We start from the raw sequence: 16,379 nt of genomic DNA on the forward strand, positions 1-16,379 counted from the left end.
GTATGCGATGCTCTCGTCAATTTGCAGAACTGAGGAATATGAAATGGAAATGACTAACGCCCAACGTTTGATTTTGTCGAATCAATACAAGATGATGACCATGCTCGATCCGGATAATGCCGAGCGCTATCGTCGTCTGCAAACTATTATCGAGCGCGGTTTTGGTTTGCAGATGCGTGAACTGGATCGGGATTTTGGTGAAATGAGTGAAGAGGTGTGCCGCACCATTATCAACATCATGGAAATGCACCATGCACTGCAGGTGTCTTGGGAAAATCTCAAGGATCGCCAAGGGCTGGATGCACGCCGTCTGGCATTCCTTGGTTTTGATGCCGCGACCGAAGCGCGTTACCTGAGCTATGTCCGTTTCCTGGTAAGTACCGAAGGGCGGTATACTCATTTCGATTCCGGCAGCCACGGTTTCAATGCCCAAACCAAAATGTGGGAAAAGTACCAGCGCATGTTGGCGATCTGGCTGTCTTGCCCACGTCAGTACCATTTGAGCGCCGTGGAAATTGCGCAAATTATCAATGCCTGATAGCCCCTCGGCTTCATGCTGCCTGGCAGCAGGGATTAACGTAAGAGGTTTACCGTGGATTGTAAGGGTTTTCTGTTCGATCTTGATGGAACGTTAGTGGATTCATTGCCGGTAGTGGAACGCGCCTGGACTCAATGGGCCGGGCGTCACGGTATCGATTCGCAGGAGGTGCTGGGTTTTATCCATGGGAAACAGGCGATAACCTCGTTGCGTCATTTTATGCCAAATGCCAGCGAGGCGGAACTCCAGCACGAATTTGAGCTGCTGGAGCAGGTCGAGTCGCAGGATACCGAAGGTGTTATCGCGCTCCCTGGCGCTCAGGCTTTGCTGGAGAAGCTCAATGAGTTGGCTATTCCCTGGGCGATAGTGACTTCAGGCTCGGTCCCGGTAGCCAGCGCACGCCGTATTGCCGGTGGCTTGCCTCATCCTGAGGTGTTTATTACCTGTGAACTGGTCAAAAAGGTAAACCACAACCCGATGCTTATCTGCTGGGCGCTGAGCGTCTTGGCCTGGCTCCACAGGAATGCGTCGTAGTTGAAGATGCTCCCGCTGGTATCCTCTCTGGGCTGGCGGCAGGCTGCCAGGTAATCGCGGTCAATGCACCAGCAGATACGCCGAAACTGGACCAGGTCGATCTGATCCTTTCTTCGTTGGAGCAGATCAGAATTATCAGGACCGAGCAGGGTGCACGCATCGAACTGATTGCTTAATCTGCAATTTCTTCCCCCAAATTGATTAGACCCCGCATCTGCGGGGTTTTTTTATGGTAGTTTTTAAGGCCTGGATCACTGCCGGACGAGGCCGTCTTGAACAGCGAATTACTTTGGGTTCTGATTTTACTGCTGATAGCCATAGTGCTGTTTACTACCAACAAGTTGCGCATGGATGTGGTGGCGTTGTTGGTCATCATTGCGTTTGTGCTCAGCGGGACGTTGAGCCTGCAGGAAGCAACGGTCGGTTTTAGCGATCCTAACGTGATCCTGATCGCCGCCCTGTTTGTGATCGGCGAAGGTCTGGTGCGTACCGGCGTGGCCTATCAGGTGGGGGACTGGCTGGTGAAGGTGGCGGGTAGCAGTGAGATCAAGATGCTGGCGCTGCTGATGTTTACCGTCGCCGGGCTGGGTGCTTTTATGAGCTCGACCGGTGTGGTAGCCATATTTATCCCCGTGGTGCTCAGCGTTGCGGTGCGGATGAAAATCTCCCCGGGGCGGTTGATGATGCCGTTGAGCTTCGCTGGGCTTATCAGCGGCATGATGACCTTGGTAGCCACGCCCCCGAATATGGTAGTCAACAGCGAGCTGGTGCGTGAGGGTATCGCTGGTTTTGGCTTCTTTGGCGTTACGCCAGTCGGCCTGGTGGTGTTGCTGTTGGGCGTCGGGTACATGTTGATTGCGCGTCGCTGGTTGGGAGACAGCAATAGCACTAAAACCAAAACCGAGTGGCAACGCCGGACCTTCCGTGATTTGATCCGTGATTATAAGTTAACCGGCCGTGCTCGTCGTTTGGCCGTGCGCAGCGGTTCGCCGATGATTGGCCGTTCGTTGGATGAACTGCATCTGCGTACCCGTTACAGTGCTAACGTCATCGGCATTGAACGTTGGAAACGTTTTCGCCGGGTCATGATCAGCGCCTTTGGCAGTACGGAACTGCGGGAAGGGGATGTGTTGCTGATTGATATGTCGGATAGCGGTGTCGATTTGCGCCAGTTCTGCAGCGAGCAATTGCTGGAGCCGATGGTGCTGCGCGGCGAATATTTCTCTGAACAGTCCCGTAACGTCGGGATGGCCGAGGTTTCGTTAATTCCTGAGTCTGCGCTGCTGGGGAAAAGCGTGCGTGATGCCGGTTTCCGCAGCCGTTATGATATCAACCTGGTCGGTATTCGCCGTAACGGTGAGACCCTGTCCGGCAAGCTGGTGGATGAGCCGCTTGGGCTGGGGGATATCCTGCTGGTGATTGGTGACTGGAAAGCCATCCGCCAGTTGCAGGCTAAAACTCATGACTTCATTGTACTGAATCTGCCAGCCGAAGTGGATGAAGTGGCACCGGCAAGCACTCAGGCCCCTCACGCTCTGTTCTGCCTGGCGCTGATGGTGGCGATGATGCTGACCGATGAAATCCCCAATCCGATTGCCGCATTGATTGCCTGTCTGCTGATGGGGCGATTCCGCTGTATTGATATGGAGAGTGCCTATAAGGCTATCCATTGGCCGAGCATTATTTTGATCGTCGGTATGATGCCGTTTGCCCAGGCGTTGCAGAAAACCGGTGGTGTGGATTTGATCGTACAGGGCCTGATGGGTGTTGCCGGTGACGCCGGGCCTCGCGTTATGCTGGTTTGCCTGTTTGTGCTGTGTGCCACCATCGGGTTGTTTATTTCCAACACGGCGACCGCGGTATTAATGGCGCCAATTGCGATTGCCGCCGCGCATAAAATGGGGGTGTCGCCTTACCCGTTTGCCATGATTATCGCCATTGCCGCCTCTGCGGCCTTTATGACCCCGGTATCATCGCCGGTGAATACTCTGGTCTTGGGGCCGGGGAACTACAAGTTTGGCGATTTTGTCAGAATAGGGGTGCCATTCACCATTCTGGTCATGATTGTCAGCGTGATCATGGTGCCCTGGTTGTATGCGTTTTAGGCCCGGAATGCGGGCCTAAAATGATTACAGCGGAGAGTCGATGCTGATCTCATCCAGCGACAGGCTGAAGCTCGGGATAAACACGTCCATAAAATAGTCCATTTCCGGGCTGTGGCGCAGCTGCAGCGTTTTCTCCAGGCGCGCTTTGGCCAGCTTGAACTCATTATTGCCTGCAGACAGCTCCTCAAGACATTTCAGGTAGGCGCACAGCGCATCTGCCTGTTTAACAATCAGCTTTTCGTTTTCACTGTAATAGTGTTCATCGAGGATCGGGCGAAAATCGTTTTGCAGCTCTTTCGGGATCATTTCCAATAATTTCTGTTGGGCGATCTTCTCGATTTTCTTGTATTCGTGGGCGATCTGCGGGTTGTAATACTTGATGGGTGTGGGCATATCCCCGGTCAGTACTTCGCTGACATCGTGGTACATCGCCAGCAGCGCTACGCGTTCGGCATTCAGGTTGCCATTGAACTTGCGGTTTTTGATCACCGCCAGCGCATGGGCGACAAAAGCGACCTGCAGGCTGTGTTCGGAAACGTTTTCGGTACGCACATTGCGCATCAACGGCCAGCGGCTGATCAGTTTCAGACGGGACAGGTGGGCAAAGAAGTGACTCTGGCTCATGGTGCTCTCTCTACAACGGCAAGTGAGGCAGCTATTGTGAGTCGTGATGGCGGTTTTTACAAACCAGGTTGTGCGATGAGGGCGCAGCGGCGAATTGAGCCGCGCCCGTCAATATTACTGGTGGTAGGTTTCGAGGAAACGGCCCAGTTTGCCAACCGCCATTTCTAACTCGTCGACTCTTGGCAGAGTGACGATACGTACGTGGTCCGGATAAGGCCAGTTGAAGGCACTGCCCTGTACCAACAGAACTTTTTCCTGTAACAACAGATCCAGCACCAGCTTCTGGTCATCGCGGATATTAAAGCGTTTGGCGTCGATGCGCGGGAACATATACAGCGCACCTTGAGGTTTCACGCAGGAAACGCCCGGGATCTCGTTGAGCAACTCCCAGGTGCGATCGCGCTGTTCATACAGGCGGCCACCAGGCTGAATAAATTCACTGATGCTCTGATAGCCCCCAAGCGCTGTCTGGATCGCATGCTGCATCGGCACGTTGGCGCACAACCGCATGGATGCCAGCATTTCCAAACCTTCAATATACCCTTTGGCATGCTTCTTCGGCCCGTTGAGCACCATCCAACCCTGGCGGAAGCCAGCAACGCGATAGGTCTTGGACAAACCGTTAAAGGTTACGGTCAGCAGGTCTGGCGCCAGCGCAGCGATGGAGTGATGCTCTGCGTCGTCGTACAGGATCTTGTCGTAGATCTCATCGGCAAAAATGATCAGGTCATGCTGGCGGGCGATCTCTACGATCTGTTCCAGCAGTTCCTTGCTGTAAACCGCGCCGGTTGGGTTATTGGGGTTGATAATCACAATGCCACGGGTACGAGGGGTGATCTTGCTGCGGATGTCGTCCAAATCCGGGAACCAGCCAGACTCTTCGTCACAGATATAGTGCACCGCTTTGCCGCTGGAGAGTGAGACTGCCGCTGTCCACAGCGGATAATCAGGGGCTGGCACCAGCATCTCGTCACCGATGTTAAGCAACGCCTGCATGGATTGTACAATCAGTTCGGAAACGCCATTCCCAATGTAGATATCTTCAACCGTCACATCACGCATATTACGTGCCTGATAGTGCTGCATAATTGCTTTACGCGCCGAGAAAAGCCCTTTTGAGTCGCAATAGCCCTGTGCGGTAGGAAGATTGCGGATCACATCGACCAGGATTTCATCAGGAGCATCAAAGCCGAAGGGAGCGGGGTTGCCGATATTCAGTTTGAGGACTTTATTGCCTTCTTCTTCAAGACGTTTAGCTTCTTTGAGTACCGGGCCGCGAATGTCATAGCAGACGTTGTCCAGTTTGCTGGATTTCTCAATGGGGGACATAGAAAGTTGAGCCTTTTGCTTAGATAGGGGGGCTCCTACCATGGAGCACCACAATACCTCCAATGTACTCCTGGAGGCCCTGTTTTTGAAGGGTTATGCACGGCTTTGATGCAAACGTTCGGAGTCATGGGGTTTGCGTGAAGTAATATTTCTTTTTTTGTTATTTAATGGATTAAAAAACTGAATTTAATCCTAAAATAAGTTTTTTAGTTCATAAGAAAGCGCAGACAATGTAAAAATTTCTTACCGGTCCGGCACGCTGTGAGTCGGTTTTTGGCGGCAAATGTATAAGTTATGATAAATAATTGTAAGTAAATATACCTATCAGAATAATCTAGTGGAGGAAGATCGTCAGCAATACCACAATTGAGATGAGGGGGTTATTGCATTAGAGCTGCTTCAGTAATTAACTTAAATATTTTTTAAGTGGGGAAGGATTTTATATAGTAATGAAAAATCTTACTGCTTGAATTTATTAATATTGCTAATAAATCAATCTATTGATACATCCCAGGTAACTAATATTTTTCACAAAAACTGGTAATGAAATCATGGGGCATATGCGGTTTTTCCCATGTGCGCCCTAAGGAAGCTGCCAGGGATGAATGTTTTGGGCTATCGATCCCTTTGCGCATAAGCACTTTTCGTCATAACTTTTGTTTGTATCAATAAGCTGCTGCGATAGATCGCGGATAAAAGGCGATAGAGATAACGAATTATAAGTAATTTTTTTGCCCTCCTCTAATGAGTGGGTTACTGTCATGCGTGACGCTCGCCCTTTTTAGCGACGTCTTAGAAATACACCAGGGTAGTTTGTAAATTAGAATTTAAAAAGTGAAGAAAACACTATGACAAGTGCAAATCGTCCGATACTTAATCTCGACCTCGATCTGCTACGAACTTTTGTTGCTGTTGCGGATTTGAATACGTTTGCGGCGGCGGCTGTTGCCGTTTGCCGTACGCAATCCGCGGTCAGTCAACAAATGCAGCGGTTAGAGCAATTGGTTGGCAAAGAGTTGTTTGCCCGCCATGGGCGCAATAAATTATTAACCGAACACGGTATTCAGCTTCTCGGCTACGCCAGGAAAATCCTGCGCTTTAATGATGAAGCCTGTACCTCATTGATGTACAACAATATCAAAGGTGTCCTGACTATCGGCGCTTCTGATGATACTGCTGATACCATCCTTCCTTTTCTTCTCAATCGTGTCACGTCGGTTTATCCCAAGCTGGCAATTGATGTTCGGGTGAAACGTAGCCCGTTCATGATCGACATGCTGAAGAACGGTGAGGTGGATCTGGCGATTACCACCGTGGATACCGAAGGGCATCCACACATTGTTCTGCGCACATCCCCAACGCTGTGGTACTGCGCTGCGGATTATCACTTCCAGCCAGGGGAACCGATCCCTCTGGTGGTGTTGGACGAGCCTAGCCCATTCCGTGCCATGGCGATAAAACATCTGGATGCTGCCGGGATCCCGTGGCGTATTGCCTATGTCGCTTCAACGTTGTCTGCGGTGCGGGCAGCGTGCAGAGCTGGTTTGGGCGTTACCGCGCGGCCTATCGAAATGATGAGCCCGGAACTGCGGGTGCTGGGGGCGGCGGAAGGGTTACCCTACCTGCCAGATACTCAGTATGCGCTGTGTAAAGACATGAAATGCGAGAACGAACTGGCAATGGCGATTTTCGGTGCCGTGCAAAATGGCAACGAGACTTACCATTTCAATGGAGAGTCAGCCGCTATAGGTGATGATTCCTGCCTGGCGGAGGAGGGGGACGAGTAACCTCCCTTTTCTGGTTTGCTGGTTAATGAAAACCTCTGCCTCGGCGGGGGTTTTTTTATCTGAAAGAGAGTAGAGTTGCCATTATGCGGCGTTGGGATAAATAATTATACGAAAGTGTTATTTATTTAACTATTAATTACCCGCAAGGAATCTGCCGAGGGGTGAAAAATAGATTTGTCTGTTTTTTATACAATAATAACAACGAGTAAAGGCCTGGAGTTGATGAGGTTATTTTGGTAGTTTATCGCGGCTTTTTATCGCTTGAAATTGACAAAAATTATTAAACTGCCACACTTTTTTTGAGGTTTTCTGCCGAAAACGTGTCCTGGATCAAAAAAATACCCCTAGGTAGTGAGTGGAACCACGGGGAAATCCTGAGAGAATGGTATAGTGAAAACGAAAGAGATAAGTTGCTTTATATCTATTTGTTTCTACACGGCAATTGACTGACACGATTTAGCCTAAGCTGGCGCATCAAATGTTAATCAAACGACTGGTATGTAAACTAATGTGTAGATACTTTTGTCAAAGTTGACAAAAGGTTATAGAAAGGAGTAAAAAGCCCACAGTAAAACGCTGCCTAACTCTCTGTAAAAGCAGTCTGTTTGTGTGGTTATTTATCCTTCCCTTAAATCGATGTGGTGCACTAACTGCCAGTTACAAGAGCAGAGCGATCGACGCCACTTTTGATGAGTAAGCATAGAGTATGTCAACAACCACTGAAGTTATCGCTCATCACTGGGCGTTCGCCGTATTTCTTGTCATGGCTATCGGGCTTTGCGGCTTTATGCTGCTGGGTGCGTTCTTCTTGGGCGGGAGAGCCCGGGCCCGTGCTAAAAACACCCCATACGAATCCGGGATTGACTCGGTTGGTTCGGCGCGCATGCGTCTTTCCGCCAAGTTCTACCTGGTCGCCATGTTCTTCGTTATTTTCGATGTTGAAGCCTTATACCTATTTGCCTGGTCAGTCTCCATTCGTGAGAGCGGCTGGGTAGGCTTTATCGAAGCCGCCATTTTCATTTTGGTGTTATTGGCTGGGCTGGTTTATCTGGTGCGTATCGGCGCATTGGATTGGACTCCGGTGCGCTCCAAGCGCCTGAGCAAACCAGGCACAATCAAGAACGCTAGCAACAGTCATCCGCAGTAACAGCGAGGCATTAAGATGGACTATACGCTCACCCGCATAGACCCGAACGGTGAGAATGACCGTTATCCCCTGCAAAAACAGGAGATCGTTGGCGATCCCCTTGAGCAGCAGGTTCACCGTACGGTTTACATGGGTAAACTCGAACATGCTTTGCATGACATGGTGAACTGGGGGCGTAAGAACTCTCTTTGGCCCTATAACTTTGGCCTTTCGTGCTGTTATGTGGAAATGGTGACCTCGTTTACCGCCGTTCACGACGTGGCGCGTTTTGGTGCTGAAGTGTTACGTGCATCCCCACGCCAGGCGGACTTTATGGTGGTTGCAGGTACCTGCTTCACCAAGATGGCTCCGGTTATTCAGCGCCTGTACGAGCAGATGCTGGAACCTAAATGGGTTATCTCAATGGGCGCCTGCGCCAACTCCGGCGGCATGTACGATATTTACTCGGTAGTGCAGGGTGTGGATAAGTTCCTGCCGGTCGATGTATACATCCCAGGCTGCCCACCGCGCCCGGAAGCTTACATGCAGGCCTTACTGTTACTGCAGGAATCTATCGGTAAAGAACGCCGCCCGCTGTCTTGGGTTGTCGGCGATCAGGGCGTTTACCGCGCCAATATGCAGTCCGAAAAAGAGCGTAAGCATGGTGAGCGTATAGCGGTAACCAACCTGCGGACGCCGGACGAAATTTAAGACGTTCATTTAACGTCCATCTTGGTGCGCTATTGGTTAACACAGCGAAAAGTTGAACTTGCGGCGAAATAACCCTTTAGTGTGGTGAAAAAAATTATGACAGATTTAACGACGCACGACGCCCAGCCTGCCCGGCCTGTATGGGAAACCAGGGATCATCTCGATGACCCGGTGATCGGCGAACTGCGTAACCGTTTTGGGCCGGAAGCCTTTACTGTTCAGCCCACCCGTACCGGAATGCCCGTGGTATGGGTTAAACCTGACCAGTTACTTGAAGTAATGACGTTTTTGAGAAAACAGCCGAAGCCTTACGTCATGCTGTTCGATTTGCATGGCGTGGACGAGCGTCTTCGCACCCACCGCCAGGGCCTGCCTGCTGCGGATTTCTCTGTTTTCTACCATCTGATCTCCGTCGAACGTAACCGTGACATCATGCTGAAAGTGGCGCTGTCTGAAAAAGACCTGCACGTGCCCACAGCAACCAGAGTGTTCCCGAATGCTAACTGGTATGAGCGTGAAACCTGGGAAATGTTCGGTATTACCTTCGACGGCCACCCGCATCTGACGCGCATCATGATGCCGCAGAGCTGGGAAGGGCACCCGCTGCGTAAAGACTACCCGGCCCGTGCCACCGAATTCGATCCCTTTGTGTTGACCAAACAGAAAGAAGATCTGGAGATGGAGTCGCTGAAGTTCAAGCCGGAAGAGTGGGGCATGAAGCGTGGTACCGAGAATGAGGACTTTATGTTCCTTAACCTCGGCCCTAACCACCCGTCTTCGCACGGTGCATTCCGTATCATTTTGCAGTTGGACGGTGAAGAGATCGTCGATTGTGTGCCGGACGTGGGTTACCACCACCGCGGTGCCGAGAAAATGGGCGAACGCCAATCCTGGCACAGTTTCATCCCGTACACCGACCGTATCGAATACCTCGGTGGCTGTGTCAACGAAATGCCTTACGTTCTGGCGGTTGAAAAATTGGCCGGGATCGTGGTGCCGGATCGTGTCAACACCATCCGCGTGATGCTCTCCGAACTGTTCCGCATCAACAGCCATCTGCTGTACATCAGTACTTTTATCCAGGACGTGGGCGCGATGACCCCGGTGTTCTTCGCCTTTACCGATCGTCAGAAAGTTTACGATCTGGTGGAAGCGATTACCGGTTTCCGTATGCACCCGGCCTGGTTCCGTATTGGTGGCGTAGCGCACGATCTGCCGCGTGGCTGGGATCGTCTGCTGCGTGATTTCCTGGACTGGATGCCAAAGCGCCTCGATTCCTATGTGAAAGCCGCTCTGCAAAACGCCATTCTGAAGGGCCGTTCGGTTGGCGTAGCTTCCTACAACGCGAAAGAAGCGTTGGAATGGGGCGTGACCGGGGCTGGCCTGCGTGCCACTGGCGTCGAGTTTGACGTGCGCAAATGGCGTCCGTACTCCGGCTACGAAAACTTTGATTTTGAAGTGCCGGTTGGCGATGGCAACAGCGATTGCTACACGCGCGTGATGTTGAAAGTGGAAGAGTTGCGCCAGAGCCTGCGCATTCTTGAGCAGTGCCTGAACAACATGCCGGAAGGCCCGTTCAAGGCCGATCACCCGCTGACCACGCCGCCGCCGAAAGAGCGCACATTGCAGCATATTGAAACGCTGATCACCCACTTCCTGCAGGTTTCCTGGGGTCCGGTGATGCCAGCCAACGAATCATTCCAGATGGTTGAAGCCACCAAAGGGATCAACAGCTACTACCTGACCAGCGACGGCAGCACCATGAGCTATCGCACCAGGATACGTACGCCAAGCTATGCTCACCTGCAGCAAATCCCAGCGGTGATCCGTGGCAGCCTGGTCTCCGACCTGATCGTCTATCTGGGTAGTATCGATTTTGTAATGTCAGATGTGGACCGCTAACTATGCACTCTCATAACGATAATCACGCAGTCAACGCTGCGCTTGAGCCTACCAATGCAGCCGCTCCTCAGAGCGGCGCTGATGCATTTGTGCTGAGCGCCGAAGAACGTGATGCGATCGAGCACGAAAAGCATCATTACGAGGATCCCCGCGCCGCGTCCATCGAAGCACTGAAAATTGTGCAGAAGCAGCGTGGTTGGGTGCCGGATGGGGCGATTTATGCCATCGCAGAAGTGCTGGGCATTCCTGCCAGCGACGTAGAAGGCGTGGCCACGTTCTACAGCCAGATTTTCCGCCAGCCAGTAGGACGCCACGTGATCCGTTATTGTGACAGCGTTGTTTGTCATATCAACGGCTATCAGGGGATTCAGGCCGCATTAGAGAAGAAACTCAACATCAAACCGGGTCAAACCACCTTTGATGGCCGTTTTACTCTGCTGCCGACCTGCTGCCTGGGTAACTGCGACAAAGGCCCGAACATGATGATCGATGATGATACTCATGCTCACCTGACTCCAGAAAACGCGGTCGAACTGTTGGAGCGGTATAAATGATGATGGATATCAAACGTACTGCCGAAATGCACCCGCTGACCTGGCGCCTGCGCGACGACAAACAGCCGGTATGGCTGGATGAATACCGCAGTAAAAACGGGTATCAGGGAGCAGAAAAAGCGCTTAAGAGCATGGCCTGCGACGAAATTGTCAACCTGGTGAAAGATGCCGGGCTGAAGGGCCGTGGTGGGGCAGGTTTCTCCACCGGTCTGAAGTGGAGCCTGATGCCGAAAGATGAATCCATGAACATTCGTTACCTGCTGTGTAACGCCGATGAAATGGAGCCGGGCACTTATAAAGACCGTCTGCTGATGGAGCAACTGCCGCACCTGTTGGTGGAAGGCATGCTGATCTCGGCATTTGCATTGAAAGCCTACCGTGGTTACATCTTCCTGCGTGGCGAATATGTCGAGGCAGCAGTGAACCTGCGCCGCGCGATCGCAGAAGCCACCGAAGCGGGTCTGCTGGGTAAAAATATCCTGGGCAGTGGCTTCGATTTCGAGCTGATCGTGCACACCGGCGCAGGCCGTTATATCTGCGGTGAAGAAACGGCACTGATCAACTCGCTGGAAGGCCGCCGTGCCAACCCGCGTTCCAAACCCCCGTTCCCGGCATCTGCGGGTGCCTGGGGCAAGCCGACCTGCGTAAACAACGTGGAAACCCTGTGCAACGTGCCTGCCATCCTTGAGCATGGTGTGGATTGGTACAAAGGGATCTCCGCCGGTAAAAGTAACGACGCCGGTACCAAACTGATGGGCTTCTCTGGCCGGGTGAAGAATCCAGGCCTTTGGGAGTTGCCGTTTGGCACCACCGCACGCGAAATTCTGGAAGATTACGCTGGTGGTATGCGCGATGGTCTACGGTTCAAAGCTTGGCAGCCGGGGGCGCGGGGACAGACTTCCTGACCGCCGATCACCTGGACTTGCCAATGGACTTTGAGCACATCGGTAAAGCCGGTAGCCGTTTGGGCACCGCGCTGGCGATGGCGGTGGATCACGAAATCGGCATGGTTCCTCTGGTGCGTAACCTGGAAGAATTCTTTGCCCGTGAGTCCTGCGGCTGGTGTACTCCGTGCCGCGACGGTCTACCGTGGAGCGTGAAGATCCTGCGTGCTCTGGAAAAAGGTGAAGGCCAGCCAGGGGATATTGAAACCCTCGAGCAGCTATGCCGTTCCCTTGGCCCTGGGAAAACCTTCTGCGCCCATGCGCCAGGTGCCGTAGAGCCACTGCAAAGCGCGATTAAATATTTCCGTGAAGAGTTTGAAGCCGGTATTGCCCCTCAATATCTGGGTAATCTCCAGGCGATTGGCGGCATTCAGCCAAACAACTTGTTGAAGCAACGCTGGTAATTCCGCTTTGCCTGGGCGCGGTGAGCGCGCCCCGAAACACGGCCAGAATTTTTGATTAACGCCTGCCTTATGGGCAGGCCACTTGGAAGCATGCTGACTATGGCTACGATTCATGTAGACGGCAAAGAATACGACGTAGATGGAGCCGACAACCTGTTGCAGGCGTGTCTCTCCCTCGGGCTCGATATTCCTTACTTTTGCTGGCATCCGGCGCTTGGAAGCGTCGGCGCTTGCCGCCAATGTGCGGTAAAGCAATACCAAAACGCGGACGATACGCGTGGCCGTTTGGTGATGTCTTGTATGACACCAGCATCCGATGGAACCTTTATTTCCATTGATGATGCAGAAGCCAAACAGTTCCGTGAGAGCGTAGTTGAATGGTTGATGACCAACCATCCGCACGACTGCCCGGTATGCGAAGAAGGCGGTAACTGTCACCTGCAGGATATGACAGTAATGACCGGCCACAGCTTCCGTAAATACCGTTTCAGCAAGCGTACTCACAATAACCAGGAACTGGGGCCGTTTATCTCACACGAGATGAACCGCTGTATCGCCTGCTATCGCTGTGTGCGCTATTACAAAGACTATGCGGATGGCACCGATTTTGGTGTTTACGGCGCGCATGACAACGTCTACTTCGGCCGTCCGGAAAGTGGCACGCTGGAAAGCGAGTTCTCCGGTAACCTGGTAGAAGTGTGCCCAACCGGCGTATTCACCGATAAAACTCACTCCGAGCGCTACAACCGTAAGTGGGATATGCAGTTTGCCCCGAGCATCTGCCAGCAATGCAGCGTTGGCTGTAACACCAGCCCCGGTGAACGTTATGGCGAACTGCGCCGCATCGAAAACCGCTATAACGGCAGTGTGAACCATTATTTCCTGTGTGACCGTGGCCGCTTTGGTTATGGTTATGTGAACCAGAAAGATCGCCCTCGCCAGCCGCAACAGCTGCGTGGCAACGACTGGATCACCCTGAACGCCGAACAGGCAATGCAGGGCGCGGCAGATATTCTGCGCCAGGCGAAGAAAACCATCGGTATCGGTTCGCCACGTGCCAGCCTGGAAAGCAATTTTGCATTGCGTGAACTGGTGGGGGCAGAGAACTTCTATACCGGCATCAATCAGGCTGAACAGCAACGCCTGGAACTGATGTTGAACGTGCTGAAAAACAGTGGCGTGTATACCCCGAATCTGCGTGAAATCGAAAGCTACGACGCGGTACTGGTATTAGGTGAGGATCTGACCCAGACCGGTGCACGTATCGCGCTGTCGGTTCGCCAGGCAGTGAAAGGTAAGGCACGCGCCATGGCTGCGGCACAACGCGTTGCCGACTGGCAGATTGCGGCGGTGCAGAACATTGGTCAGCATGCCAAACACCCGCTGTTCGTCACTAACGTGGATAACACCCGTCTGGATGATATCGCTGCGTGGAACTACCGTGCGCCGGTTGATGAGCAAGCCCGTTTAGGCTTCGCCATTGCCCATGCACTGGATGAGTCAGCGCCGGCGGTAAACGATCTGGCTGAAGGCCTGAACAAGAAGATTGACGTGATCGTGCAGGCTCTGGCCGGTGCGCAGAAACCCCTGATCGTCACCGGCAGCAATGCGGGTAGCGATGCGATTATTGAAGCTGCCGCCAATATCGCCAAGGCGCTGAAGGCCCGTGGTTCCAACGTCGGTATCACCTTTGTCGCTGCCGCTGCCAACAGCATCGGCCTGTCGATGATCGGCGGTGGTTCTCTTGATGACGCTCTGATGCAGTTGGAAAACGGCAGCGCCGATACCGCCATCGTGATGGAGAACGATCTCTACCGCCACGCGCCAGCGGCGCAGGTGGATGCGGCGTTGGCCAAGGTCAGTAACCTGATCGTAGCCGACCATCAGCACACCGCCATCATGGATAAAGCCAACCTGATCCTGTCTGCGGCCAGTTTTGCAGAGAGCGACGGTACGTTGGTCAACCAGGAAGGCCGCGCACAGCGCTTCTTCCAGGTGTATGACCCGGCCTACTACGATGACGCCAGCAAAAATATCCACAGCGTGATGCTGGAAAGCTGGCGTTGGATGCATTCGCTGCACTCCACCTACACCAGCCGCCACGTTGACTGGACCCAGCTTGACCACGTGATTGCCGCCTGTGTGGCCGCGTTGCCGCAACTGCAAGGGATCGTCGAAGCCGCACCGGATGCAACCTTCCGTATCCGTGGCCAGAAACTGGCACGTTCCCCACACCGTTACAGTGGCCGTACCGCCATGCGCGCTGATATCAGCGTACATGAACCGCGTCAGCCGCAGGATAAAGACACCATGTTCGCCTTCTCGATGGAAGGGAACAACAGCCCGCTGGCCGATCGTCAGCAGATCCCATTTGCCTGGGCTCCAGGTTGGAACTCACCACAGGCATGGAACAAGTTCCAGGCTGAGGTGGGTGGCAAACTGCGCCACGGCGATCCGGGCATCCGCCTGATCGAGGCAGGGGAGGGTAACCTCGGCTACTTCACCCGTGTCCCAGCACCATTCAAAGCGGAAGGCTGGCGTGTCGCGCCTTATTATCACCTGTTTGGCAGTGACGAAATGTCACAGCGCTCGGATGTGATCCAGCAGCGTATGCCGCAAGCCTATGTGATGATCAACACCGCAGACGCTGCGCAGCTTGGCGTGAATGCCGGTGCTTTGGTGGAGTTCAGCTGTGCTGGCCAGACGTTGCGTTTGCCGGTACGCCTGAGTGAAACCCTGAGCCCAGGCCAGGTTGGTTTGCCGCTCGGTTTGCCAGGGATCCCGCCGATACTGGTGGGTGCGAAGGTTGAAAATCTGCGGGAGGCGGCATGATGAGCTGGTTTACGCCTGAGGTGATCGACATCCTGATCGCCATTCTGAAAGCGGTGGTGATCCTGTTGGTGGTTGTCACCTGTGGGGCCTTCATGAGCTTCGGCGAGCGCCGTCTGCTGGGTCTGTTCCAGAACCGATACGGGCCAAACCGTGTCGGCTGGGGCGGTTCGCTGCAGTTGGTTGCCGACATGATCAAAATGTTCTTCAAAGAAGACTGGGTGCCAACCTTCTCTGACCGGATGATCTTCACGCTGGCGCCGATGATCGCCTTCAGCTCCTTGCTGCTGGCTTTTGCCATCGTGCCGGTCAGCCCGACCTGGGCGGTGGCGGATCTCAACATCGGTATTCTGTTCTTCCTGATGATGGCTGGCCTGGCAGTGTATGCCGTGCTGTTTGCCGGTTGGTCAAGCAACAACAAATACTCGCTGTTGGGGGCGATGCGTGCTTCTGCGCAAACCCTGAGCTACGAAGTGTTCCTGGGGCTGTCGATGCTGGGCGTAGTGGCGCAAGCCGATTCGTTCAACATGCAGACCATCGTGGAGTCACAGGCGCATATGTGGAACATCATTCCGCAATTCTTTGGTTTCCTGACCTTTGCGATTGCCGGGGTCGCGGTGTGTCACCGCCATCCATTTGACCAACCGGAAGCCGAGCAGGAACTGGCGGACGGTTACCACATTGAATACTCCGGCATGAAGTTCGGTCTGTTCTTCGTGGGGGAATACATCGGTATCGTCACCGTGTCCGCCCTGATTGTGACGTTGTTCTTCGGCGGTTGGCAGGGTCCGTTCCTGCCGCCATTCATCTGGTTCGCACTGAAAACGGCCTTCTTCATGGTGATGTTCATTCTGATCCGTGCTTCGTTGCCGCGTCCGCGTTATGACCAGGTGATGTCCTTCGGTTGGAAAATTTGCCTGCCGTTGACGCTGCTGAACCTGCTGGCAACTGCCGCGGTCATTTTGTACAACGCTCAATAAGGGGTGAATGAA

Annotated in this window: 11 protein-coding genes and 2 pseudogenes; 11 read left to right on the top strand and 2 right to left on the bottom strand. The window is 53.2% G+C overall.

Annotation, left to right across the window (positions count from 1 at the left end; all coding sequences use genetic code 11):
* Positions 1-43 precede the first annotated feature (43 nt).
* From ACQ86O_RS13810 to ACQ86O_RS13820, 3 genes and pseudogenes are all read left to right on the top strand, one after another.
* Entirely contained in the window at positions 44-538 is a 495-nt protein-coding gene (locus ACQ86O_RS13810; protein WP_024911412.1) for a YfbU family protein, read from the top strand.
* 54 nt (positions 539-592) lie between these two features.
* Positions 593-1,248 (top strand): annotated as a pseudogene (locus ACQ86O_RS13815) (sugar phosphatase).
* A gap of 96 nt (positions 1,249-1,344) precedes the next feature.
* Positions 1,345-3,177 (top strand): SLC13 family permease, encoded by a 1,833-nt coding sequence (locus ACQ86O_RS13820; protein WP_431221599.1) that lies wholly within the window; start codon positions 1,345-1,347, stop codon positions 3,175-3,177.
* Positions 3,178-3,201: 24 nt separating this feature from the next.
* Here ACQ86O_RS13820 and yfbR read toward each other — a convergent pair whose 3' ends face one another.
* Complete coding sequence (gene yfbR, locus ACQ86O_RS13825) at positions 3,202-3,801, bottom strand: 5'-deoxynucleotidase (protein ID WP_431221600.1); 600 nt, start codon at positions 3,799-3,801, stop codon at positions 3,202-3,204.
* A gap of 114 nt (positions 3,802-3,915) precedes the next feature.
* On the bottom strand, positions 3,916-5,130 hold the full coding sequence (locus tag ACQ86O_RS13830; protein WP_431221601.1) for a pyridoxal phosphate-dependent aminotransferase: 1,215 nt from the start codon (positions 5,128-5,130) through the stop codon (positions 3,916-3,918).
* Positions 5,131-5,978: 848 nt separating this feature from the next.
* On the opposite strand from ACQ86O_RS13830, the gene lrhA reads away from it, so the two are divergent.
* The 8 genes and pseudogenes from lrhA (at position 5,979) to nuoH (ending at position 16,367) form a co-directional block, all read left to right on the top strand.
* A complete protein-coding gene (lrhA, locus tag ACQ86O_RS13835) occupies positions 5,979-6,917 on the top strand; it encodes a transcriptional regulator LrhA (RefSeq protein ID WP_431221602.1) in 939 nt (312 codons plus the stop codon).
* A gap of 706 nt (positions 6,918-7,623) precedes the next feature.
* Entirely contained in the window at positions 7,624-8,064 is a 441-nt protein-coding gene (locus tag ACQ86O_RS13840) for an NADH-quinone oxidoreductase subunit A (RefSeq protein ID WP_431221603.1), read from the top strand.
* A 15-nt stretch (positions 8,065-8,079) separates the two neighbouring features.
* Positions 8,080-8,754, top strand: a complete 675-nt coding sequence (locus ACQ86O_RS13845; protein ID WP_431221604.1) for a NuoB/complex I 20 kDa subunit family protein — start codon at positions 8,080-8,082, stop codon at positions 8,752-8,754.
* A gap of 96 nt (positions 8,755-8,850) precedes the next feature.
* On the top strand, positions 8,851-10,656 hold the full coding sequence (gene nuoC, locus ACQ86O_RS13850; RefSeq protein ID WP_431221605.1) for an NADH-quinone oxidoreductase subunit C/D: 1,806 nt from the start codon (positions 8,851-8,853) through the stop codon (positions 10,654-10,656).
* Between the two features lie 2 nt (positions 10,657-10,658).
* A complete protein-coding gene (gene nuoE / locus ACQ86O_RS13855; RefSeq protein WP_431221606.1) occupies positions 10,659-11,210 on the top strand; it encodes an NADH-quinone oxidoreductase subunit NuoE in 552 nt (183 codons plus the stop codon).
* Positions 11,207-12,558: pseudogene (nuoF, locus tag ACQ86O_RS13860) on the top strand (NADH-quinone oxidoreductase subunit NuoF). Before nuoE ends, nuoF begins: the two are co-directional and overlap by 4 nt.
* A 99-nt stretch (positions 12,559-12,657) precedes the next feature.
* Positions 12,658-15,390: an NADH-quinone oxidoreductase subunit NuoG gene (gene nuoG / locus ACQ86O_RS13865; protein WP_431221607.1), complete on the top strand. Its 2,733-nt coding sequence runs from the start codon at positions 12,658-12,660 to the stop codon at positions 15,388-15,390.
* Positions 15,390-16,367, top strand: a complete 978-nt coding sequence (gene nuoH / locus ACQ86O_RS13870; protein WP_431225729.1) for an NADH-quinone oxidoreductase subunit NuoH — start codon at positions 15,390-15,392, stop codon at positions 16,365-16,367. The genes nuoG and nuoH overlap by 1 nt, the downstream gene beginning before the upstream one ends.
* Positions 16,368-16,379: the final 12 nt, after the last annotated feature.

Source organism: Serratia sp. L9 (assembly GCF_050632285.1).
Classification (GTDB): Bacteria; Pseudomonadota; Gammaproteobacteria; order Enterobacterales; family Enterobacteriaceae; genus Chania.